Source organism: Candidatus Viadribacter manganicus, assembly GCF_001679665.1.
In the GTDB taxonomy this organism is placed as follows: Bacteria; Pseudomonadota; Alphaproteobacteria; order Caulobacterales; family Aquidulcibacteraceae; genus Vitreimonas; species Vitreimonas manganica.
In genome coordinates, this window is the sequence record NZ_CP013244.1 from 2759216 (window position 1) to 2779269 (window position 20054).

Annotated in this window: 25 protein-coding genes and 1 tRNA gene; 17 read left to right on the forward strand and 9 right to left on the reverse strand. The window is 60.8% G+C overall.

Annotated features, from left to right (window positions below; translation table 11 throughout):
• Window positions 1-54: 54 nt before the first annotated feature.
• Window positions 55-219, reverse strand: coding sequence for a hypothetical protein (locus ATE48_RS19820; protein WP_156767779.1), 165 nt, complete (start codon window positions 217-219; stop codon window positions 55-57).
• A gap of 120 nt (window positions 220-339) precedes the next feature.
• On the opposite strand from ATE48_RS19820, the gene ATE48_RS14070 reads away from it, so the two are divergent.
• The 8 genes from ATE48_RS14070 to ATE48_RS14105 all read left to right on the forward strand — a co-directional run bounded on the left by ATE48_RS14070 (window position 340) and on the right by ATE48_RS14105 (window position 8342).
• Window positions 340-1470, forward strand: coding sequence for a StlD/DarB family beta-ketosynthase (locus ATE48_RS14070; protein ID WP_066772532.1), 1131 nt, complete (start codon window positions 340-342; stop codon window positions 1468-1470).
• Window positions 1467-2603, forward strand: coding sequence for an AAA family ATPase (locus ATE48_RS14075; protein ID WP_083197361.1), 1137 nt, complete (start codon window positions 1467-1469; stop codon window positions 2601-2603). Before ATE48_RS14070 ends, ATE48_RS14075 begins: the two co-directional genes overlap by 4 nt.
• Window positions 2581-3270 carry an iron-containing redox enzyme family protein gene (locus tag ATE48_RS14080; protein ID WP_066772534.1) on the forward strand — a complete coding sequence of 230 codons (690 nt, stop codon included), beginning with the start codon at window positions 2581-2583 and terminating at the stop codon, window positions 3268-3270. The genes ATE48_RS14075 and ATE48_RS14080 overlap by 23 nt, the downstream gene beginning before the upstream one ends.
• On the forward strand, window positions 3267-4187 hold the full coding sequence (locus tag ATE48_RS14085) for a DUF6999 family protein (protein WP_066772536.1): 921 nt from the start codon (window positions 3267-3269) through the stop codon (window positions 4185-4187). Before ATE48_RS14080 ends, ATE48_RS14085 begins: the two co-directional genes overlap by 4 nt.
• Before the next feature lie 201 nt (window positions 4188-4388).
• On the forward strand, window positions 4389-4760 hold the full coding sequence (rpsL, locus tag ATE48_RS14090; protein ID WP_066775133.1) for a 30S ribosomal protein S12: 372 nt from the start codon (window positions 4389-4391) through the stop codon (window positions 4758-4760).
• A gap of 12 nt (window positions 4761-4772) precedes the next feature.
• Window positions 4773-5243: a 30S ribosomal protein S7 gene (rpsG, locus tag ATE48_RS14095; protein WP_066772538.1), complete on the forward strand. Its 471-nt coding sequence runs from the start codon at window positions 4773-4775 to the stop codon at window positions 5241-5243.
• 89 nt (window positions 5244-5332) lie between these two features.
• A complete protein-coding gene (fusA, locus tag ATE48_RS14100) occupies window positions 5333-7414 on the forward strand; it encodes an elongation factor G (RefSeq protein ID WP_066772540.1) in 2082 nt (693 codons plus the stop codon).
• Window positions 7415-7526: 112 nt separating this feature from the next.
• On the forward strand, window positions 7527-8342 hold the full coding sequence (locus ATE48_RS14105) for a tetratricopeptide repeat protein (protein ID WP_066772541.1): 816 nt from the start codon (window positions 7527-7529) through the stop codon (window positions 8340-8342).
• A gap of 2 nt (window positions 8343-8344) precedes the next feature.
• Here ATE48_RS14105 and ATE48_RS14110 read toward each other — a convergent pair whose 3' ends face one another.
• Genes ATE48_RS14110 through ATE48_RS14125 form a run of 4 tightly spaced genes read right to left on the reverse strand, consistent with a single transcriptional unit; the run spans window position 8345 to window position 10161 of the window.
• Entirely contained in the window at window positions 8345-8983 is a 639-nt protein-coding gene (locus tag ATE48_RS14110) for a glutathione S-transferase family protein (RefSeq protein ID WP_066772542.1), read from the reverse strand.
• Complete coding sequence (locus tag ATE48_RS14115; protein ID WP_066772547.1) at window positions 8980-9348, reverse strand: YciI family protein; 369 nt, start codon at window positions 9346-9348, stop codon at window positions 8980-8982. The genes ATE48_RS14110 and ATE48_RS14115 overlap by 4 nt, the downstream gene beginning before the upstream one ends.
• Window positions 9349-9364: 16 nt before the next feature.
• Window positions 9365-9826, reverse strand: a complete 462-nt coding sequence (locus tag ATE48_RS14120; protein WP_066772548.1) for an SRPBCC family protein — start codon at window positions 9824-9826, stop codon at window positions 9365-9367.
• Window positions 9823-10161, reverse strand: coding sequence for an ArsR/SmtB family transcription factor (locus ATE48_RS14125; protein ID WP_066772549.1), 339 nt, complete (start codon window positions 10159-10161; stop codon window positions 9823-9825). The genes ATE48_RS14120 and ATE48_RS14125 overlap by 4 nt, the downstream gene beginning before the upstream one ends.
• A gap of 100 nt (window positions 10162-10261) precedes the next feature.
• Between ATE48_RS14125 and ATE48_RS14130 the strand changes: the two genes are divergently transcribed.
• The 4 genes from ATE48_RS14130 to ATE48_RS14145 all read left to right on the forward strand — a co-directional run bounded on the left by ATE48_RS14130 (window position 10262) and on the right by ATE48_RS14145 (window position 13631).
• Window positions 10262-11200 (forward strand): homocysteine S-methyltransferase family protein, encoded by a 939-nt coding sequence (locus ATE48_RS14130; protein WP_066772552.1) that lies wholly within the window; start codon window positions 10262-10264, stop codon window positions 11198-11200.
• 30 nt (window positions 11201-11230) lie between these two features.
• The gene (locus tag ATE48_RS14135) at window positions 11231-11944 is read left to right on the forward strand and encodes a glutathione S-transferase family protein (protein WP_066772557.1); all 714 of its coding nucleotides are present in this window, start codon (window positions 11231-11233) and stop codon (window positions 11942-11944) included.
• Window positions 11945-12041: 97 nt separating this feature from the next.
• Window positions 12042-12263 (forward strand): hypothetical protein, encoded by a 222-nt coding sequence (locus ATE48_RS14140; RefSeq protein WP_066772558.1) that lies wholly within the window; start codon window positions 12042-12044, stop codon window positions 12261-12263.
• Between the two features lie 21 nt (window positions 12264-12284).
• Entirely contained in the window at window positions 12285-13631 is a 1347-nt protein-coding gene (locus tag ATE48_RS14145) for a tetratricopeptide repeat-containing sulfotransferase family protein (protein ID WP_066772559.1), read from the forward strand.
• 61 nt (window positions 13632-13692) lie between these two features.
• Here ATE48_RS14145 and ATE48_RS14150 read toward each other — a convergent pair whose 3' ends face one another.
• From ATE48_RS14150 to ATE48_RS14160, 3 genes are all read right to left on the reverse strand, one after another.
• The gene (locus tag ATE48_RS14150; protein WP_066772560.1) at window positions 13693-14436 is read right to left on the reverse strand and encodes a hypothetical protein; all 744 of its coding nucleotides are present in this window, start codon (window positions 14434-14436) and stop codon (window positions 13693-13695) included.
• Window positions 14437-14688: 252 nt separating this feature from the next.
• The gene (locus ATE48_RS14155) at window positions 14689-15459 is read right to left on the reverse strand and encodes a hypothetical protein (protein WP_066772563.1); all 771 of its coding nucleotides are present in this window, start codon (window positions 15457-15459) and stop codon (window positions 14689-14691) included.
• A gap of 230 nt (window positions 15460-15689) precedes the next feature.
• Window positions 15690-16412, reverse strand: a complete 723-nt coding sequence (locus tag ATE48_RS14160; RefSeq protein ID WP_066772564.1) for a hypothetical protein — start codon at window positions 16410-16412, stop codon at window positions 15690-15692.
• Window positions 16413-16661: 249 nt separating this feature from the next.
• Here ATE48_RS14160 and ATE48_RS14165 point away from each other — a divergent pair, with 249 nt between their 5' ends.
• From ATE48_RS14165 to nusG, 5 genes are all read left to right on the forward strand, one after another.
• Window positions 16662-17570: a GIN domain-containing protein gene (locus tag ATE48_RS14165; RefSeq protein ID WP_066772565.1), complete on the forward strand. Its 909-nt coding sequence runs from the start codon at window positions 16662-16664 to the stop codon at window positions 17568-17570.
• A 79-nt stretch (window positions 17571-17649) separates the two neighbouring features.
• Complete coding sequence (locus tag ATE48_RS14170) at window positions 17650-18039, forward strand: VOC family protein (protein ID WP_066775137.1); 390 nt, start codon at window positions 17650-17652, stop codon at window positions 18037-18039.
• 310 nt (window positions 18040-18349) lie between these two features.
• Window positions 18350-18425, forward strand: a tRNA-Trp gene (locus ATE48_RS14175).
• A gap of 67 nt (window positions 18426-18492) precedes the next feature.
• A complete protein-coding gene (gene secE / locus ATE48_RS14180; protein ID WP_228126632.1) occupies window positions 18493-18735 on the forward strand; it encodes a preprotein translocase subunit SecE in 243 nt (80 codons plus the stop codon).
• 4 nt (window positions 18736-18739) lie between these two features.
• Window positions 18740-19327, forward strand: coding sequence for a transcription termination/antitermination protein NusG (gene nusG / locus ATE48_RS14185; protein ID WP_066775148.1), 588 nt, complete (start codon window positions 18740-18742; stop codon window positions 19325-19327).
• Between the two features lie 3 nt (window positions 19328-19330).
• Here the strand turns inward: nusG and ATE48_RS14190 are convergent, their stop codons facing one another.
• Window positions 19331-19903 (reverse strand): TetR/AcrR family transcriptional regulator, encoded by a 573-nt coding sequence (locus ATE48_RS14190; protein ID WP_066772567.1) that lies wholly within the window; start codon window positions 19901-19903, stop codon window positions 19331-19333.
• Between the last annotated feature and the right edge of the window lie 151 nt (window positions 19904-20054).

Below are 20054 nucleotides of genomic sequence, written 5' to 3' on the forward strand. Positions count from 1 at the left end.
GCACACGCTGATGCAGGTATGCGCAGTGTTCAGTGCTGAATTAGCGCTGGCGCGTTAGATATCGAAATCGATCTTGCTTGCGCTGGCGCTGGCCGGAGCGGCCATGACGTCAAAGGCGTGCGCCGCATGCGGGCCATTGCGATCGACCCAATGCAAGAACATGTGCGCCGGCCAGCGATTTGGATTGAGCGATACGCGGCCGGCGTCGCCGGGCTGCATGGCGTGCAAACCCGAACGCTCTAGCAGGTGGGGGCTAATGGCGGGGCTTAGGGGGAAATCGGCGCCGTGACGCCTCGCTCGCGCCTCGCGGCGGGCTTGCGGTAAGGCTAGTGTCGCCGCATGGGCGAACTCAGAGACGGCTACATAACAGGCACCGGCGCGTTTTTGCCGGGCGCGCCGATCGGCAACGATGTGATGGAAGATCACCTCGGGCGAATTGCAGGCCGTGATAGTTTGTTCGGCAAGAAGGCGTTGCGCTGGAACGGTGTTGAGAGACGCCACTACGCGCTCTCGCCTGATGGCGCGGTGTCTCACTCGAATGCGCAGATGTGCGCGGAGGCGATCCGCAATGCGCTGGAAGCAGCGCGTCTTGAGCCGCGCGATCTTGCGATGCTGGCGGCGGCAACGACGCAAGGCGATTTGCTGGCGCCGGGTCATGCTGCGCAGGTGCATGCCGAAATTGGCGCCCGCGCCATGGAGATTGCGAGCTTTCAATCGGTGTGCGGCTCATCCTTGATGGCGGCCAAAGCGGCGTGGCTTTCGGTGCGCGCGAACGAGCACGATGTAGCGGCCGCTTGCGCGGGTGAATTTTCGTCGCGCTGGTTCAGACCAAGCTTTTACGAGGGCACAGCGCTTGTCGATGCGAAGGGGCGCTTGCGCGCGGAAGCGGACTTCTTGCGCTTCACGCTTTCTGATGGCGCAGGCGCGGTGGTGATGGAGCCTAAGCCGCGACCGGGCGCGTTGAAGGTGGAGTTCATCGACATCGTCTCGCTCGCCGATCGCTATGATCCATGCATGTGGGCAGGCGCGAGCGTGGACGACCGCACTGATCCGCACGCGTTTTGGGCGCGCAGCGGGCCACGCGTAGCGCATGAAGCGGGCGCTATCGCCTTGCTGCAGGACTTCGAGCTTTTGAAACGCGTGATCCGCGCCTGGGTCGGCGTCTATCTGGAAAAGGTTGAGGCCGGACGCATCGTGCCCGCCGAGGTCGATCATTGCCTGGTGCACTATTCGGCGAAATCATTGCGCGCCGAGATCGTTTCGTTGTTGGAAGATACCGCTGGCATGATCCCGCAGGAGAAGTGGTTCTCGGTGCTGCGTGAGCAGGGCAATGTCGGGTCGGCGTCGATTTGGCTTATGTTAGATGGGTTGATGAAGAGCGGACGCGTTCTGCGCGGCCAGAAGATATTGTGCGTCGTGCCCGAAAGCGGACGCGCGCTGGTCGGCTTCATGATGCTGGAGGCCGTGTGAGTCTGCAGGTCGCCGAATGCGCGTTTCGAGGCTACCGGTCGCTGCGGCGCATACGCTTTCCTTTGCGCCGTCTGAACGTGTTCGTCGGCGACAACGGCGTCGGCAAGACCAATCTTTATCACGGCCTCCAGATGCTACAGGCCGCAGCCGCAGGCACTTTGGGACGGAGTTTGGCGGCTGAAGGCGGACTTGAGAGCGCGTCGTGGGCGGGTGAACACAAGCGCGGAGAAAAGGCGCAGCTCGTTTTTGAAGCCAAGCTCGGTGACCAAGGCGAATACGCTTACGAGGTAACGGTCGGCTTTCGTGCGCCGGTCGAGGCAGCGTTCGCGCTTGAGCCAATTATCCGTAGCGAGACGCTGACGTTTCATGGCGCAAGGCGCCCTGAGGTTCTGCTCGAACGGAAAAATCAGCGTGCGTGGGCGCGCGATGAGGCGGGCGTCAAACAGGACATTGAGGCTGAGTTACTGCCATCGGAAACGGCGTTGGCGGAGCTTAAGGATTCGGCGCGCTTTCCCGACATCGATGTTGTCCGCCGCTGTTTGCTGCAATGGCGCTTTTATCACGGCTTTCGTACGGATGCTGACTCGCCACTGCGCCGGCCGTGTCTTGCGGTCACGACGCCGACGCTCGCCTCAGATGGCGCGGATCTTGCGGCCATGTTTGCAACCTTGGCGCATATTCGTCAGGACACTGCCGATCTCGCTGTCGCCATCGAAGATGCGTTTCCTGGCGCACGGCTGATCGTTCCCGAGGTGGGGCGGACAGCAACTTTCGCGGTGTCGTTCGCTGATTTCCCGAAACGTGAATTTAGCGCCGCGGAATTGTCCGATGGGACGTTGCGGTTCTTGGCTTTGGCGGGAGCGCTGCTTGGCTATCGCTTGCCGCCGTTCTTGGCGCTGAACGAACCCGAGACAAGCCTGCACCCTGATCTCGTGCCGGCGCTGGCGCGTTTGATCGCGCGTGCAGCGATGCGCTCGCAGGTGTGGGTGGTGACGCACTCGGCTAAATTGGCGTCAGCACTTGAGGATGCAGCCGGATCACGATCCATTCGGGTGATCAAACGCGACGGCGAAACCTGGCTTGAAGGCCTGACGAACTTCGGAGAGTTCGATGACGATGACCGCGACGACTGAAACGCTGGGCGATGTGCCTGAGACGCTGCGGCGGTTGGCGATTGTGTTTACCCAGTTCGAAGGGCGGCTGGAAGCGACGCCGCTTATTCGCAAGCTGACGCGTGGACGTTTCGAGTTGGCGGATTACCAGTCGTTTTTGGTGCAGCTGCGCCAGCAGGTGAAAGAAGGCGCGCTTTGGATGTCGCGCGCGGCGTCGCACATTGATGATCAGCATTTGGAGCTGCGGTCGCTGCTGATGCGCCATGCGGTGACGGAGCATCGCGACTTCCGCCTGCTGGAAGCTGACTACGTCGCGAGCGGCGGCGATATCGCTGTGATCCAAGGCGGCGAAAAGAATATCGGATCGGAGGCGCTTTCGGCTTGGATGTATCACCAAGCGTCGCAACCCAATCCGTTTGGGCTCTTAGGCGCAATGTGGATCATTGAAGGGCTGGGCTCGATCAAGGCGCAGGAATGGGGGCGGCGCGTGAAAGAGACGTTGTCGCTGCCCGATGAGGCGGTGCGGTTCTTGTTGTATCACGGTGAAAATGACGCCGGGCACATCGAAGAGTTCAAGGCGATGCTGGCGATGGTGTTGCCCAATGAAGCGGCGTCGCGTCGCATTGTGCGCACTGCGGAAGTCACGGCGCGGCTCTACGCGTTGCAGATCGAGGAAATCCTGGCGTGAGCTTAGCTGATCTGCAGGCGACAAATTACGATCCGCGTGATCCTGATCCGTGGCTGGCGTTGGCGCTCGATCAGAGTTTGCCGATCGATCCAGAAGCGAAGGCGGCGCTGTTGCGTGGCTCGGCGTCATGGTCCCGGCGTTGGATGTTCAACGCGATCCGGCCGTTCGTGTTTGCGTTCTTTCTTGTGGTGAAGCTGTTGCGGGCGCTCTCGCCGCACCATCCCAATCTCAATGGGCTACTGCACAAGACCATCCATTGGGGGCTGCGCAGCTTCGGTTCGCCGGACGCGAACCTCCTGATCATGCGCCACTTCCACGTGGGCACCGAACTTCTGGCGTTCATCAAGGCGAACGCCGGCGAGGTTTCGGTTAACACCGTGCCGCTGCGGCCGCGGACGCTGAAGGATCTGGAGGACAACGTCTTCCTCCAGCACGACCTCAACGTTTTCAACTTCATCATCCAGCTTAATCAGAGCCTGCGGGCGCAGGGGCGGGACCTGACGCCGGTCGAGCGGCCGGACTTTTCGATGATCTCGGACGCCCCGTTCGATATTGAGCCGACCAAGAAGGGCTGGCTGAACTTCGCCGACGTCCAGACGGCGGTGGAGGTCTACACACCGCTTTATGCGTTGCTCCTGCCTCGGGCGGACTTCATCCGGGCCTCCAATTCGTTGCAGCTGGACGAGCCGGTCGCCATCTATATTGGGAAGATCCTGGGCACCGATTACCACCTGTCCTTCATCAAGAACGGCCACCCGCTGGTGGCGCTTTCGACTATGCAGGCGGGGTTTCGGCTGATGATGCATGGCCTTGATTGTGAGGCGCTGCATGGGTGGCTAAGGCTTTTGAAACGCCGCCAGGCACAAGGTTTGCCGCTGGATCCCCGAAATCCGACGGCGGAGGCTGCGAGGGCCTAAAAACGGGCGCCCCGCCGCACCTGCGACGGCTTGACCTTCTGGTCCCTCGCTCGTATTTGTCCGCCCTCATTCGGAACGGCTGTGGCGCACAAGTCCGCGCTGCCCCGCCGATTGGCACTAATTTTGGCGCGCCACCTGGTGGACCCGAAAGGTCCGCTTGGCGCGCTGCTTGAGTTTGAAAGAACGGAACGGAAGAGGCGAATGCCGACGATCAACCAGCTGATCCGCAAGCCGCGGCACCCGAAGCCGACGCGGAATAAGTCACCGGCGCTGAAGGCGTCGCCACAGCGTCGCGGTGTCTGCACCCGCGTTTATACGACGACGCCGAAGAAGCCGAACTCGGCGCTTCGTAAGGTTGCGAAGGTCCGTCTCACGACCGGCATCGAAGCCGTTTGCTACATCCCGGGCGAAGGCCACAACCTGCAAGAGCACTCTGTTGTGCTCATTCGCGGCGGCCGCGTGAAGGATTTGCCGGGCGTTCGCTATCACATCCTGCGCGGCGTGCTCGACACGCAAGGCGTGAAGGACCGCAAGAAGCGCCGCTCGCTTTATGGCGCGAAACGACCGAAGTAAGGAAAAGAACGAATGTCCCGCCGTCACCGCGCCGAGCCGCGCCAAGTTCTGCCCGATCCCGTCCATGGCGATCTCGTTCTGACGAAGTTCATGAACTACGTCATGTACGAGGGCAAAAAGTCCGCAGCCGAGCAAATCGTGTACGGCGCGCTCGACACCGTCGAGAAGAAGATGAAGCGCCCGTCGATCGAAGCGTTCCACGACGCTCTCGCCAATGTCGCTCCTTCGATCGAAGTGCGTTCGCGCCGCGTCGGCGGGGCCACGTATCAGGTGCCGGTTGAAGTTCGTCCTGAGCGCCGTCAGGCGCTGGCGATCCGTTGGCTCGTGGGCGCAGCCCGCGCGCGCAACGAAAACACGATGCAAGAGCGCCTCGCCGGCGAGCTCATCGATGCATCGAACAACCGCGGCAACGCGGTGAAGAAGCGCGAAGACACGCACCGGATGGCGGAAGCCAACCGCGCATTCTCACACTACCGCTGGTAATCCAAACGGACCGCCGGCGCTTCTGAAGCCGGCTTTAATACCGGCTTCGCGAGAGGCCGGTAGGGTCCAAGCACACGGACAGAATTGTCATGCCTCGTCAGTATAAAATCGAAGACTATCGCAATTTCGGCATCATGGCTCACATCGATGCCGGCAAGACCACGACGACCGAGCGGATTCTGTTCTACAGCGGCAAGTCGCACAAGATCGGCGAAGTCCACGATGGCGCAGCCACCATGGACTGGATGGAACAAGAGCAAGAGCGCGGCATCACCATTACGTCGGCTGCAACGACGACGTTCTGGAACGATAAGCGCCTGAACATCATCGACACCCCCGGCCACGTCGACTTCACGATTGAAGTTGAACGTTCGCTGCGCGTGCTCGACGGCGCTGTCGTTGTGCTCGACGGCAACCAAGGGGTTGAGCCGCAGACCGAAACCGTTTGGCGCCAAGGCGACAAGTACAAGGTTCCGCGCATCATCTTCGCCAACAAGATGGATAAGACCGGCGCCGACTTTTACATGTGCGTCGAGGACATCAAGAAGCGCCTTGGCGCGCGTCCGGTGCCATTGCAACTGCCGATCGGCATCGAGTCAGGCTTCAAGGGTCTTGTCGACCTCGTCGAGATGAAGGCGATCATCTGGAAAGATGAAAGCCTCGGCGCGAAGTTCGATATCGTCGAAATTCCCGACGACCTGAAGGACAAGGCCGCCGAGTATCGCTCGGGCCTGGTTGAGGCCGCCGTCGAACTCGATGACGCAGCGATGGAAAAGTACCTCGAAGGCGAAGAGCCCTCGAAGGAAGAGCTAAAGCGCCTGATCCGTCTCGCGGTGCTGAAGGCTGCTTGGTATCCGATGCTCTTGGGCTCGGCGTTCAAGAACAAGGGCGTGCAGCCGCTGCTCGACGCCGTCGTCGATTATCTGCCGAGCCCGATCGATCGCCCGGCGATCAAGGGCGTCGACATGGACGATCCGGAAAAGGAATTGATCCGCCAGTCGTCGGACACCGATCCGCTCTCGATCCTCGCGTTCAAGATCATGGATGACCCGTTCGTCGGCACGATAACTTTTTGCCGCATCTATTCGGGCATCCTGAATGCGGGCGATGGATTGCTGAACTCGACGCGCGACAAGAAAGAACGCGCCGGCCGTATGTTGCTGATGCACGCAAACAACCGCGAAGACATCAAGGAAGCCTACGCTGGCGACATCGTCGCGCTGGCGGGTTTGAAGGAAGTGCGCACCGGCGACACGCTCTGCGATCCGAACAAGCCGGTCATCCTTGAGCGTATGGAATTCCCGGAGCCGGTTATCGAAGTGGCCGTTGAGCCGAAGTCGAAGGCTGACCAGGAAAAGCTCGGCGTCGCGCTGGCGAAGCTCGCTGCGGAAGATCCCTCTTTCCGCGTGTCGACTGATCAAGAGTCGGGTCAAACCATCCTGAAGGGGATGGGCGAACTCCACCTCGACATCAAAATCGACATCCTGCGCCGCACCTACAAAGTCGAAGCCAACGTGGGCGCGCCGCAAGTCGCCTATCGCGAGAAGCTCGGCCGCGCCGCGACCATTCTCTACACCCACAAGAAGCAAACCGGCGGTTCAGGCCAGTTCGCTGAAGTGAAGATCGAGTTCGAGCCGGGCGAACCGGGTTCGGGCTTCAAGTTCGAGAACAAGATCATCGGCGGCAACGTGCCGAAGGAATACGTTCCGGGCGTTGAAAAGGGCCTCAACATGGCCAAGGAAAACGGTCTGCTGGCCGGCTTCCCGGTGATCGACGTGACCGCGCGCCTGATCGACGGCAAGTACCACGACGTCGACTCGAACGTCTTGACGTTCCAGATCGCGGCGCAAGCCGCCTTCCGCGAACTGAAGGAAAAGGGCGATGCGCGTCTGCTTGAGCCGATCATGAAGGTCGAAGTGACCAGCCCGGAAGAATACGTCGGCTCGGTTATCGGCGATCTGAACTCACGTCGTGGCATGATCCAAGGCCAAGACATGCGCGGCAACGCGACGATCATCAATGCGATGGTCCCGCTCGCCAACATGTTCGGCTACGTGAACACGCTGCGTTCGTTCAGCCAAGGTCGCGCTTCGTACGTGATGGAATTCTCGCATTACGAAGAAGTGCCGAAGGCCGTCAGCGCCGAAGTGTTGGCGAAGCTCCGCGCTTAAGGCTCGCTGCAAAGCAAATACGAAGGGCCGCTCGAAAGGGCGGCCCTTTTCCGTTGAGCGTAGTTGGCTGGACGCGCAAACGCGGCGACACTCAGCGCAAAGGGGAGATGTCATGCGAGCGATTGCACTGGTGCTGGCCATGTTCTGTGCAATGGGCGCGCCGGCTTTTGCGCAAGACGTGCGCGACCTAGCCGAAGCACGGGCGGCGTTTGAGCGCTTCGATTATTCGGAGGCTTACGCACGCTACACTTCATTGGTGTCGTCCCCAGCAGGACCAGAGGCGCTCTATCATCTCAGCATCATCTATGAGGGCGGTTATGGCGTTGTGCCAACCGACGAAGCGATGGCGCTGGAAATGTTGCAGAGCGCGGCCGACGCCGAATATCCAGCAGCGCTTACACGGCTGGGTATGCGTCACTACGAGGGCAATGGTTTTCCGCAAAGCCATCAGGAAGGGCTGCGCTTGTGGCGGCGCGCGTCTGAACTGGGCGAGGTGGGCGCGACCTACAGCATCGGCATGTACTATCTCTATATCCACGGCGCGGAGCGTGACGTTGCAGAGGGCGCGCGCTGGATGCGCCGCGCAGCGGATGCCGGTCACGCGGATGCGCAATTTGATTTGGCGGGTCTTTATGAGCGGGGCGAAGGCGTTGACGCAAACGCAGGTGAAGCATTCGCGCTGATGCGCCTCGCTGCCCTGCAAGGACACCGATCGGCGCGTGTCAGCATGGTTCAGTACTATTTTGATGGAACAGGCGTGGCGCGAGATTTTGTGCGCGCTGAAATGTGGGCCTTGCTGGTTGAGCGTGATGGAGAGCCGGTCGCCCCACGTGGCCGCGCCGTTTTGCACGCGCAGATGACCGCGGCGCAGCAGAGCGAAGCCGCGCGCCTGGCTGATCAGTGCGCGGCCTCGTCAGAGCGGTGTTAGCGTCAGGCGGCTTGCTTGAAGTCGCCAATTTGCGCGTCATACGCGCGCTTGAACGCGGGGCGCGCCGTGCAGCGTTCGACGTAAGCTTTTAGGTTGGCGTGCGCGTTGGTGAGTTCGGGCATAATGCGCAAGACGCTCGCCATCATGAGATCGCCGGCGGTGAAGCGATCGCCGTCGAGATAGGGCTTGTCGCCGAGCGCCTTTGAAAGTCCAGCGAGGCGCTTTTGCGCGAATTCGGCAGCGCCAGGGCGGCGAAGCTTTGCCCATTCTTCGTCTTTGTAAAAGAGATCGATGAGCGCTACTTGCATAATAAAGGGCTCGATTGAGTTCAGCGCGGCGACGAGCCATTGGGTTGCGCGGGCGCGTGCTGCGGGGTCTTTCGGCAGCAATGCTTCGCTGCGTTCCCCGATGAAAAGAACAATCGCGCCGGTTTCGAAGAGCGTGAGATCGTCTTCCTCGAAGATCGGCACTTGGCCGAACGGCTGCAATGCGCGGTATTCAGGTTTGTCTTGATCGCCTTGCGCCAGCAGACGCGCGCGATAGGGAAGGCCAGCTTCTTCAAGCGCCCAACGCGCGCGCAGGTCGCGCACTTGGCCCTTGGCGAAATCAGGCGCCCATTCAAAAGCGGAAATCGTGATCATTGGATGTCCTCCAAGCGAGGGATCGGATTGCATGGCATGATCTCGACGGCATCGCCGGGAAATATCGCAAAGTGCGGATGGTTCAAGAAGAGCTGCGCGGCCGCATCGTGTGAGTCAGCTTCGACGATCATATAGCCGGCAACGTTGTTGGAGATGTCGCTCACGCCCTTGCTGTCTACGCGCTTGGTTTTGCCAAGTGGGCCGCCCTCGTCGGCAGCCTTGCTCTTGTTTTGCTCGTGCCAATCACCCCAGGCCTTCATGCCTTGGATCTCGCGTTCTTTGCGCGCGCCGTCGTCGAGCTTGTCCCAGCCTGAGAGCGCAAACGCCTCCGGCGAGCCGACAAAAAGCGCCATATAACGTGGCATCGTTTTCTCCTTGGATTTATCGAACTTGTTGTTGGGCGGCGTAGGCCGCCAGCTTGTTGAACAGCGAACTCCAGCCGCCAATGTGCGAGTTCCGGCGCTCGACATTGATGAAGGGCGATTGGTGGAAGGTCATAGTGGTGAGGCCGCTGTCGTTTTCGCGGAACGTGATGGTGATCAGCGTTTCCACTTCACCGGAGGGCCCGGTGTCCCACGTCCAAGTGAAGACGAGACGGTTCGGTGGATCGATCTCGCGATACTTTCCGCCGAACCAGCTATCGCCATGATCCTTTGAGCGGATCATGCCGCGATATTTGCCGCCAATGCGAAAATCGATTTCCGCTTCGGGGCACTCAAACCCTTCAGGTCCCATCCATTTGGAAAAATGCTCAACCTCGCTCCAAAGCGAAAACAGCAAGGATGCGGGCGCGTCGAAGTCGCGTGTGATGAGGAGCTCGTCATCAGCAAGTTGTGCGCTCATTGCTTATCCTTGTTTTTGAGCGTGGCGATGTAAGCGTCCATTTTGTCGAAGCTGCCGGTCCAGAAGCGGCGGTAGTACGCGAGCCAGTCATCAACGTGCTTCAGCGCCTGCGGCGCCAATTGGCACGGGCGCCATTGCGCCTCTCGGCCACGCGTGATGAGGCCGGCGTTCTCTAAAACTTTGAGGTGGCGCGAGACGGCGGGCAGCGAGATATCGAACGGCTCGGCAAGCTCGTTCACCGTGGCCTCGCCGCGCGAAAGACGTTCAAGGATGGCCCGACGTGTCGGATCGGCGAGGGCCGCGAGCGTTTTGGAAAGGGGGTCGGGACTCTGCATCGCGTATTTAACTAGTACGTTAAATAAGCGAACGAGTCAATCTGCAGATTGCGGCGAGCCGAAAAAGGGTCCCTCATCGCAACTCCAATGGAGTGACCTCATGACCTGCTTTCCACCGCAACGCGACGGGGTCTTCTATTTGACGGAGGGCGGGCAAGAGACGGAGATCATGTACCGCCACGGCCATGACCTGCCCGAGTTCGCAATGTTCCCTTTGCTTGATAACGCGGCCGCGATGGCGGACTTGCGCGCGATGTATGGGCGCGTGCTCGATGTCGCGGCGGAGCAGGGCTTTGCGGCGATGCTGGCGGGGCTAGATTATCGCGCCAGTCCCGATTGGAGCGAGAAGCTTGGCTATTCGCATGAGGCGCTTGGCGATGCGCTGATGCAATGCATCGCGTTCCTTCGCGAGGTTTCAGCGCCTTATGAAGGGCAGGTGTCGCGCATTTTGATTGGCGGCATGATTGGTCCGCGCGGCGATGCGTATGAACTCAATAAGACGATCACTGCGGCGGAGGCGGAAGACTATCACAGCGTTCAGCTGGGCGTTCTGAAGCGTGCCGGCGTCGACTACGCGACCGCCATGACCTTCAACAACGTGCCGGAAGCCGTGGGTGTTGCCCGCGCTGCCAAGTGCATTGGCGTGCCGCTCCATGTGTCGTTCACGCTGACCAGCGATCACCAGTTGAAGTCGGGAGCGACGTTGAAGCAGGCGATCGAAGCAACGGATGCCGAGGCGGGTTTGGCGCGGCCGGACTTTTACGGCATCAATTGCTCGCATCCGCTCGAGTTCGAGCCGGCGTTGGAGGCGAGCAATTGGATGTCGCGCGTGCGCATGTTGAGGCCGAACGCGAGTTCCAAGGATAAGATCGACCTCTGCCAGATCGGCCACTTGGAAGAAGGCGATCCGCTTGATCTGGGCGCCCGCATGGGCGATCTCGCGCGCCGATATCCACACGTGGATATTTGGGGCGGGTGCTGCGGCACGTGGGACAAGCACTTGCGCGAAATTGCTCGCACGGTGCGCGCGGCGCATTGAGCGAATGCATTCGTTTCCTACATTGCCTCGATGAGCGATCTCTCACAATTCCCGATCACGAAACGGTGGCCGGCGCAGCATCCCGATCGTATTCAGTTCTATTCGCTGACGACGCCGAATGGCGTGAAGGTTTCAATCGCGCTTGAAGAGTTGGAGCTGGCGTACGAGCCGCATTACGTCGATTTCGGCGCGAAAGATCAGAAGACGCCGGAATTTCTCTCACTCAATCCCTACGGCAAGATTCCTGCGATCATCGATCCCGATGGTCCAGGTGGAAAACCGCTGGCCTTGTTCGAGTCTGGCGCGATCTTGCTCTATCTTGCAGAGAAAGCGGGGCGCTTGCTGCCGCTTCATCCGGCGCTGCGTTACGAGGCGATCCAATGGCTGGCGTTTCAGATTGCGGGCGTTGGTCCGATCTTCGGTCAGGTCGGGTACTTCAACAAATTCGATGGCCGCGAAATCGAGGATAAGAGGCCGCTGGAGCGCTACGTGGCCGAGACCAAGCGCCTGCTCGATGTCGTCGATGCGCGGCTTGAGGGGCGCGCCTGGATCATGGGGGATGCGTTTACGATCGCCGACATCGCCATGATCGGGCCGGTGCGTAATTTGATCGGCTATTACGGCGCACGTGACCTGGTCGGGTTCGATGAACTCAAGAACGTGCCAAGCTGGCTGGAACGCGCGCTGGCGCGGCCGGCGGTAGAGCGCGGGGTCGCCATCCCTGCGCGTCCGGCAGCGGACTAACCTGGTTCGTCCAATCCGTGTGCGTGTTCGCCTACGGAAAGAGGCGCGTGCATCGCGCTGGCGCGTCCGCTAAGCTCCTCTGATCAGGAGTTTGACGATGCCGCTGCCCGAGAAGGGAAAAAAGTATCTCATCGTGTTCTGCAAGAGCTGCGATAAGGGATTCCGCGTGATGGATCGCCCGGTCGAGGAAGGCGAGAAGCTGGACATTCAAGGGCCGAAGAGCCTGAAGTGCCGTGGCTGCGGGCACGTTGCGACATACGATCCGCGCGAAATGCGCAGAGCAGCGGTTGGCCCAAAGCCCGCGAGCAAGCGCAGCTAAGCACGAACGCAGATACCTCTGATGCCGAATGAGGCAGAGATCCAAAAGCTGATCCGCCGTTTCGGTGCGATGCGAGAGATTGCGGGCCGCGCTGTGCGCGAGAACCCGAACGACGAGCGCGCGCTCTATGGCGCGGCTATGGCGTATCGCATCGGCGGCGATTACGCCTCGGCGCTGACGCAGCTGCAGAACCTGCTGCGCGTGAACCCGACGCACACGCACTACCTCTTCGAGCTCGGGCAGACGCTCGAATATATGGGCCGCTTCGAAGGTGCGATCGCGAACTATGAGGCGGCGCTGAAAGAAGAGCCGTTAAACTACAAAGCTCGCCAGGCGCTGGTGCAGCTGCAAAAGCAGACGATCGCCTCTAACCACATCGCTGAACTCGAACGTCAGATCGCGATGCCCGATAGCGATGGCTGGCGTTGGCTGCACCTTGGGCACGCGCTAGCCAAGACCTACGAAGATTTCGGCGATATGCAAAAATCGTTTCAGTGGCTGACGCGGGCAAAGCAGACGCGGCGCCAACGTGCGCCTTATGTTCAGGCGAACGACGAACATCTGGCGCGCGCTGCGCAAGCGATGCAATTGCCCTCAGGCGGCGGGCACGCGGCGAACGATCCGATCTTCATCACCGGCCTGCCGCGCTCCGGCACCACGCTGGCCGATCGCATTCTTTCCAGCCATCCAGATGTGATGTCGGCCGGGGAGATTGGAAATTTCGTGCAGCTTTCGAAGCTGTTCTCTGGATCGACGACACCGGCGACCTTGGACGCCGACATGCTCTCGCGCATCGGCGCCGCGGATTTGGGGCGCCTTGGCGCCAGCTATATCGAAAGCACGCGGCCGCTAACGGGCGCGACGCTGCGCTTTGTCGATAAAGCCCCGAGCAATTTCTATCTGGCGCCGTTGATTTTGCGTGCGCTGCCGAATGCGCGCATTATTTGCATGCGCCGCCATCCGCTTGATTCTGTGCTCAGCAACTACAAGCAGATATTCCCGTTCGACGATCGCTATTTCGACTACGTCTATGATCTGACTTGGGCGTCGCAGAAGTTCGTTGTCTTCGATCGGCTGATCGCGCACTGGCGCGAGGTGCTGGCGCCGGATCGTTTCATGGTGTTGCAGTACGAAGACCTGGTCGCCAACCAGGAAGCGCGCACGCGCGAGCTGTTGAGCTTCTGCGGCCTCAACTGGGACGACCGCACGTTATCATTTCACGAGAACGCGGCCGGTGTTTCAACGCCGAGTGCACGTCAAGTGCGTCAGGCGATGAACAATCAGGCGGTGGGGCGTTTTGCGAAATATGGCGCAGCGCTCGATCCGGCGCGGCGCGTGCTGGAGCAGGCGGGCATTTCGCTGGATTAGGCCCAACAAAAAGAGCCCCAGCCGAAGCCGGGGCTCTTCCTATTTGCACAAGGCCGATCGCTTAGAGGATCGCGCCCAGGCGGCCGAAGCCGGCATTGCGCGTCAGGCTGGCGCCCGAGCGATCACGCTCAAGCAGCGAGCCGCCGAAATTCCAGCGTACGCCGGCTGAGAGCGTGTCGGTTTCGAAACCGTCATAGTCGTTCTTCGTGTAGCCAGCGTAGAGGCTGATCGGCGTTGATGAGAATTGATACTCGGCGCCGACGCCGTACGTGGTGAAGTCGTTGTCGGCGAGTTCGCCGAAGCCGACCGTGCCGCCGAACGAGAAGTTGTCGGTGACGAAGTGCGTGACGCCAAGGTCGAGCGCGGTTGCGTCGGCGTTGAGGTCGCTGGCATCCGAGTAGCTGAGGGCGCCGTTGAAGGTCGTGCGCTCGAGGTAGTATGCGCCTTCAACACCCACGGTGTAATAGTCGTAGTCGAACCCGCCGCCGAAGTCGGTGTTACCGAGGCTGACGAAGCCGCCGAGCAGGTAACTGTCATTGCGCGTGAAAAGGTGAGCGCCGAGGTTATAGGTGTCAGCGTCGCCGCCGGTGTCGTATTCGTGGTTGCCGATGACGCCATCGAGTTGGAAGCCGAGCGAACCGTTGCCGCCCCAAGCGTACGCGCCGCCAAGCTGCCAGGTGTCGATATCGTTCGAGCCGGCATCCGTCGTGGAGTAGCCTAGATCGGCATAGCCTGACTGAGCTGATGCAACGCCAGGTGCAGCAATTGCTAGCGCCGCAGCAGCGCCGAGCAGATACTTCTTCATGTGTCGTGGTCCCCTTTTGGGTTAGCCGAATCCGGCATGGCGCGAAGGTAGGTGCGCTAAACCTCGCGCCCAAGCGTCGAGCGCTGTGAATGCAGCGCGCGGTTCGCGCCCTGTGGCGAGTATGTCACGACAAGTGAAGAGGCAGCAATCAATATGGCAAGATCGCGGCGCCGATGTTGCGTCACTCAAATGAAAAAGGCCGCTCCCGAAGGAGCGGCCTTTGCCGTTTGATGCGGCTTGTCGCTTACGCGCTCAATCCCAACGTGTGAAAGCGTCGGAGATAGCGCGAACGCCACCCCAGCTTGCGCCGTCGTTTGCGTAGTCTTGCAGCGTGCCGCCGTTGAAGTGGAAGCGTAGGCCGAGATTGAACGTATCAGTCTCGTCGTTGCCGCCGCCGCTGTAGTCCATCTCCGACTTGACGTAGCCGCCGTACACTTCGAAGCCGCCGCCGAAGCCGTAGGCTGCGCCAATGCCGTAATCGGTCATGTCGGTGTCGCCGAACGTGTAGTCGATCTCAGTGATCGTGACGTTGCCGTTGACCGAGAAGTTCGGCGTGAAGAAGTAGGCGCCCTGAACGTTGTAGTTCATCGCGTCGTAATCGAAGAATTGGTCGAACTGGGCGAGGCCGATCGAGCCTTGGGCCGAGAAGTTGCCGAAGTTCGTGCGGGTCTCGAGGCCGATCGTCGTGCCGCCGTCACCGTAATAGTTCAGCAAGCCAACCCAGCCGCCGAAATCCCAGGCGCCGGCGTTCGTGTCGGCGTGAACCGCAGCGTAGCCGTGGCTCGAGTCACCCGAGCTGCCGTCCCATTGCTGAAGCACCGTGCGGCCTTCGAGCGAAACAGCCCAGCCGTCCATGGCGTCGAACTGCACCGCGCCGCCAAGCGTCGTGGTGTCGAACTCGCTGCCGTTATCCCAATCGGTGTTGCCGATGCTGACGTCGATGTTGCCCGACGTTTCAGCCGAGGCCATGCCCGGAGCGGCCACAGCCAGAGCGGCGGCGGCGCCGAGAAGAAGCTTCTTCATCAATGTTTTCCTTCGTTGGTGCAGTGGGCTCGACCCCCGCAGGCCGCCACCGTCTGCCGCGACGTGCCGCCGTCGTGGTTAAGACTTAGTTGCAGCCGCCTTACCGCCTGGTGGAGGTGCAAACCTGTGACTTCAGCGCAACGCTGAGCGCCGGCTTCGGCATAGAAAAACGCCCCGGCATTGCTGCCGGGGCGCTGAGTTTTGCGTTGCCTACGAAGGAAGTAGGTTGCTTAGAACACCGAGCCGACGCCGGTGAGGCTGGCTTGGCTTGCGCCGCTGCGATCGCGATCGCGGAGCGTGCCGCCCCAGTTGTAACGAACGCCGATCGAGAGCGTGTCGACGTCGCCGCCGTCGAAGTCGGTCGTGCTGTAGCCAGCAACGATCGAGATCGGCATAGCCGCGAATTGGTATTCGCCGCCAACCCCATAGATCATGGCGTCGTCGTCGCCCGCGCCAGCGTCAACGTTGGCGTAGCCAATGTTGGCGTTCAGGCGGAAGTTATCGCTGACAAACGCGCGAGCTTCGACGTTGAGGCCGTAGCCGTCGACGTCTGCATCATCGTTGTTGCCGTAGAAGACGGCGCCAGCGAGCGTCCAGTTGGTGTAGTACTTGGCAGCTTCCAGACCGCCGACCCAGGTCGTGCTGTCGTTGGAATCTGCAACGCCGATGAAGCCGCCGAAGAGGTGGCTGTCGTTGCGGCTGTAGACGTGGCCGGTGAGGCCGTAGCCGGTGTCAGTGTCATCGCTATCGACGACTGCAGCGTCCACTTCGAAAACGATCGAGCCTGAGCCAGCGAAGGCCACAGCGCCATCGAGACCGTAGAAGTCTTCGTCAACACCGCCGCCGGCGTCGACATTGCCGTAGTTGACGCCGACGTAGCCCGTTTGGGCCGCGGCGACGCTCGGCGCTGCAACGGCCAGGAGGGCCGCAGCACCGATGATCCAGTTACGCATAGGTATAAACCCCTTGTAATGACCCGTTCTGGGTGCGGGACAAATGCGCCTTGGGGTTGGGGCCCGCAATTCCTCACGCCCGCTCTATTCACTATTAACCGCCGCCGATGCGGGAAAGTCACAGCTTAGTATCTGATTTGATGGAGGGTTTCGCCTATTTGGCGAAAACCAGCACCTCCGCATCTAAACGCTTTTCTGGGCGCATCTTGGTAGGCAGAGGGATCATGGGTCCGAGGAGGGCCTGACGACATGCGCCTTGTGAATTTCTGCTGCGCCGCCGCCCTGGCCACGATCATTTCAGCCGTTCCGGCGTGGGCGCAGACGTCATCGGCGCCGGCCGCACCTGCGCCAGAGCGCGCGCGGACGCTGACGCGTTTTCGCAATGCGACCGAGGTGCAGTTGCGCGACGTGGCGGCGTTCGTGCGGGTCATCCCTGAAAACCGAACGGATGTCGCAATTGGCTGGGTGAACACCGGCGCGACACCAGCGCCTGGTTATCGCATGTCGCGCCATCGGCTGATTGTCGACGGCAATCTGCGGCGGCAAATTCGAAGCTGCCGTGTCAACGGCAGCGACGGCTTTGAAGTTGAGACAACGCGCCTCGGCCGTCTAACTGGCGCCGCTCTGCCGGTGATCGAATTGCGCGTTCCGCAGAATGCCGTGGTTGCGGCGAGCGGGGCGCTGCGTGTCCATGTGGCGCCGGCGCAGGCTCTCGATATTCGTTTAGATGGTTGCGGCGATGCCGATATTGTGCGTGTCGAGGATGAGGCTGAAATTGCGATTTCCGGGTCGCAAGACGTTCGTATGTACGAGGCGGGGCAGGTGAGTGTTGCGATCGCCGGCAGCGGCGATGTGGTTCTGGGCGCGGTGCATAACGGGTTGACGCTTTCGGTCGCCGGATCAGGCGACGTTACCGCCGCGAATGTGGACGGACCGACATCAATCGCGATCCAGGGCTCTGGCGATGTGAACATTCGTGATGGTCACGCGACTTCGCTGAGCGTTGTCATCGCGGGCGGCGGCGATGTCACCCACGGCGGCGCCGCGGAAACTCTCGACGCGGTAATTTTGGGTGGCGGCGACGTGCGCGTTCGTCGTGTCGATGGCGAAATTACCCGCCGTGTGCTTGGCGGTGGAGAGGTTGTCATCGGGCGCTGATCCGCCTTGTAACAGCTGGCAAATCGATTCATTTCTGAGCTCCGAAGACGCGCTTTCGCGTCACATTTTGGAGGGTAGGATGCCTGCAGCGATTTCATGCGTGACGATTCCAGTCGAGGATCTGCAGAAGTCGATTGCGTTCTACCGCGACGGCTTGGGCCTCACGATCGAAGAACAGGACGAAGAGCACGCGGCGCTTGATCTCGATGGCGTCTTCCTTGTGCTGCTCGAGCGCGGTGAGTTTGGTACGTACGTCGAGCGTGTTGGTCATCGCCCGGCGGCGCGCGGCGCGGCCGAGACGATCATCAGTTATTTCACCGACAGCAAAGGTGAGGTCGATGCAGTGATGGCTCAGGCTCAGAAGGCCGGCGCGCAGATCGTCGCCGCGTCTGACGAAGACGGCGTCTATTCAGGCTACTTCACCGATCCGGACGGTCACACCTGGGAAGTGCTCTTCGACGGCGATTGAGCTCATTAGATACGGCAACGCATACGGCGGCGAGCAATCGCCGCCGTTTTTTTATGGCGGGCAGAGCGCCCATGGGCCTTTCAATCGTTCGTTTCCTAATGTCGGCGGGATTGGGCTTAATGGTCGGCGCCCCCTGCGCCCCCCCCCCAAAAAAAACTTGGGCTGCGGCATCTAAGGCGGTTCCGGCTGGGAAATTCGGTGCAGGCTCCATTGCGTCGCGTCAGCGCCCGGAATAGAAGAGCGCCTTCCCTAAATCCAAACTCCGAGCGGGGCTTCCCGCAACGAGGGCGGCTAACTGGGAGCTGGCCTTAGGAGTTTAGCTCAGCTGGTAGAGCATCGGTCTCCAAAACCGAGGGTCGTGGGTTCGAGTCCCTCAACTCCTGCCATCCCCGCCTTGCGGCGGGGGCAGTCCGGTCCGATTTGAAGTGCGTCATTGGAAGATAGAAACAGCAAATGTCGATGGACCAAACCGATCAGGAAGTTGAACCGCGGCGCAAGGGCGGCGGTCCGTTCAAGTTCTTTGGCGAGGTGCGCTCGGAGGCGCGCAAGGTCACCTGGGCGACGCGTCAGGAAGTGACCGTCTCGACCATTATGGTGGTCATCTTCGGCATCACTGCCGCGATTTTCTTTTTCCTCGTCGACACGCTGCTGCGCTTGTTCATGCAGTTTGTCTTGAGTTTCAGTTTGGGTGGTTGAGCCGATGATCGAAGAACAACAGCAGCAAGAATCGGCAGCGCAGCCGCGCCACGCCGGTAAGGCGCGCTGGTACATCGTGCACGCTTACTCGAACTTCGAGCAGAAGGTCGCTGAAGCCATTCGCGACCAAGCGGGCCGTCAAGGCCTCGAAGAGCAATTCGAAGACATCCAGGTCCCGACCGAGGAAGTCACCGAAGTTGTGCGCGGCTCGAAGAAGGTGCGTCAGCACCGCCACTTCCCGGGCTATGTGCTCGTGAAGATGGAAATGACCGACCAAGCGTATCACCTCGTGAAGAACACGCCGAAGGTGACCGGCTTTCTTGGTACGCAAAACAAGCCGCAACCGGTTTCCGATCGTGAAGTCGAGCGCATCCTTGGCCGCGTTGCCGAAGTCGGCGCGCAGAAGCCGCGTCAGCTCATCCACTTCGAGGTGGGCGAGAAGGTGAAGGTCTCGGACGGTCCGTTCCAGAGCTTTGAAGGCATGGTGTCGGAGGTGGACGAAGAGCGCGGCCGCCTGAAGGTTGCGGTTATGATCTTCGGCCGCGAAACACCGGTCGACCTTGAATACGCCCAGGTCGAGAAGCTCCGCTAAGCGCTAGTCGCTGAGCAGCATCTTTTCGAGTTCGTCGCTCACGTCGGTTTCGCCGTCCGTGAAGATGAAAGCTTGCGCCATCAACGCCGCGTAAAACATGAAAGCCTGGCGGCGCGCAGCGGCCGGCGCGAGCTCCATATCGCCATAGAGCTTGGCGTAATAGTCGAGGCGCACCCGATCGATGTGCTTGACGGCTTTCGCTGCTTCGGGGTCGCGGCGCGCCCAAAGACGGATCGCAAGTTCGATAGCGGCGGCGCGTTTGGCGCGCGGACTGGAGTTGGGCAGGGCGAGGGTTCGCTTCAGCCGCTCATCGGGCGCTGAGGTCTTGCCCTCGATGCGCGAGCCGATCTGATAGCTCTGACGCTTGCGCCATTCCTTGAGCATTCCTGTGTGCAGCGCAGCACGATCGGCGAAGTGCCAGTAGAAACTGCCGCGCGTGACGCCGAGCCGTTTTGCCAGCGGATCGACGCGCACAGCTTCAATTCCACCCGCTGCAAGCGCATCGAACGCAGCTTCGATCCACGCTTCGGCGTCTAACGGGGATGATGCGTTCTTGGCTGCAGTGCGGGGCGCCATAGTCGCTTCTCCCAGTGTGTTGCGGCAACGCCATGTAGCGATTTCTACGCCGCAATCTCGCCGTTTTTTCTCGACGGTAGCCGCAGGCGGCGCTACCCATACACTTGTGTATGGCGAGGCGAAAGACCTTGGACGACACGCGGGAGGAAAT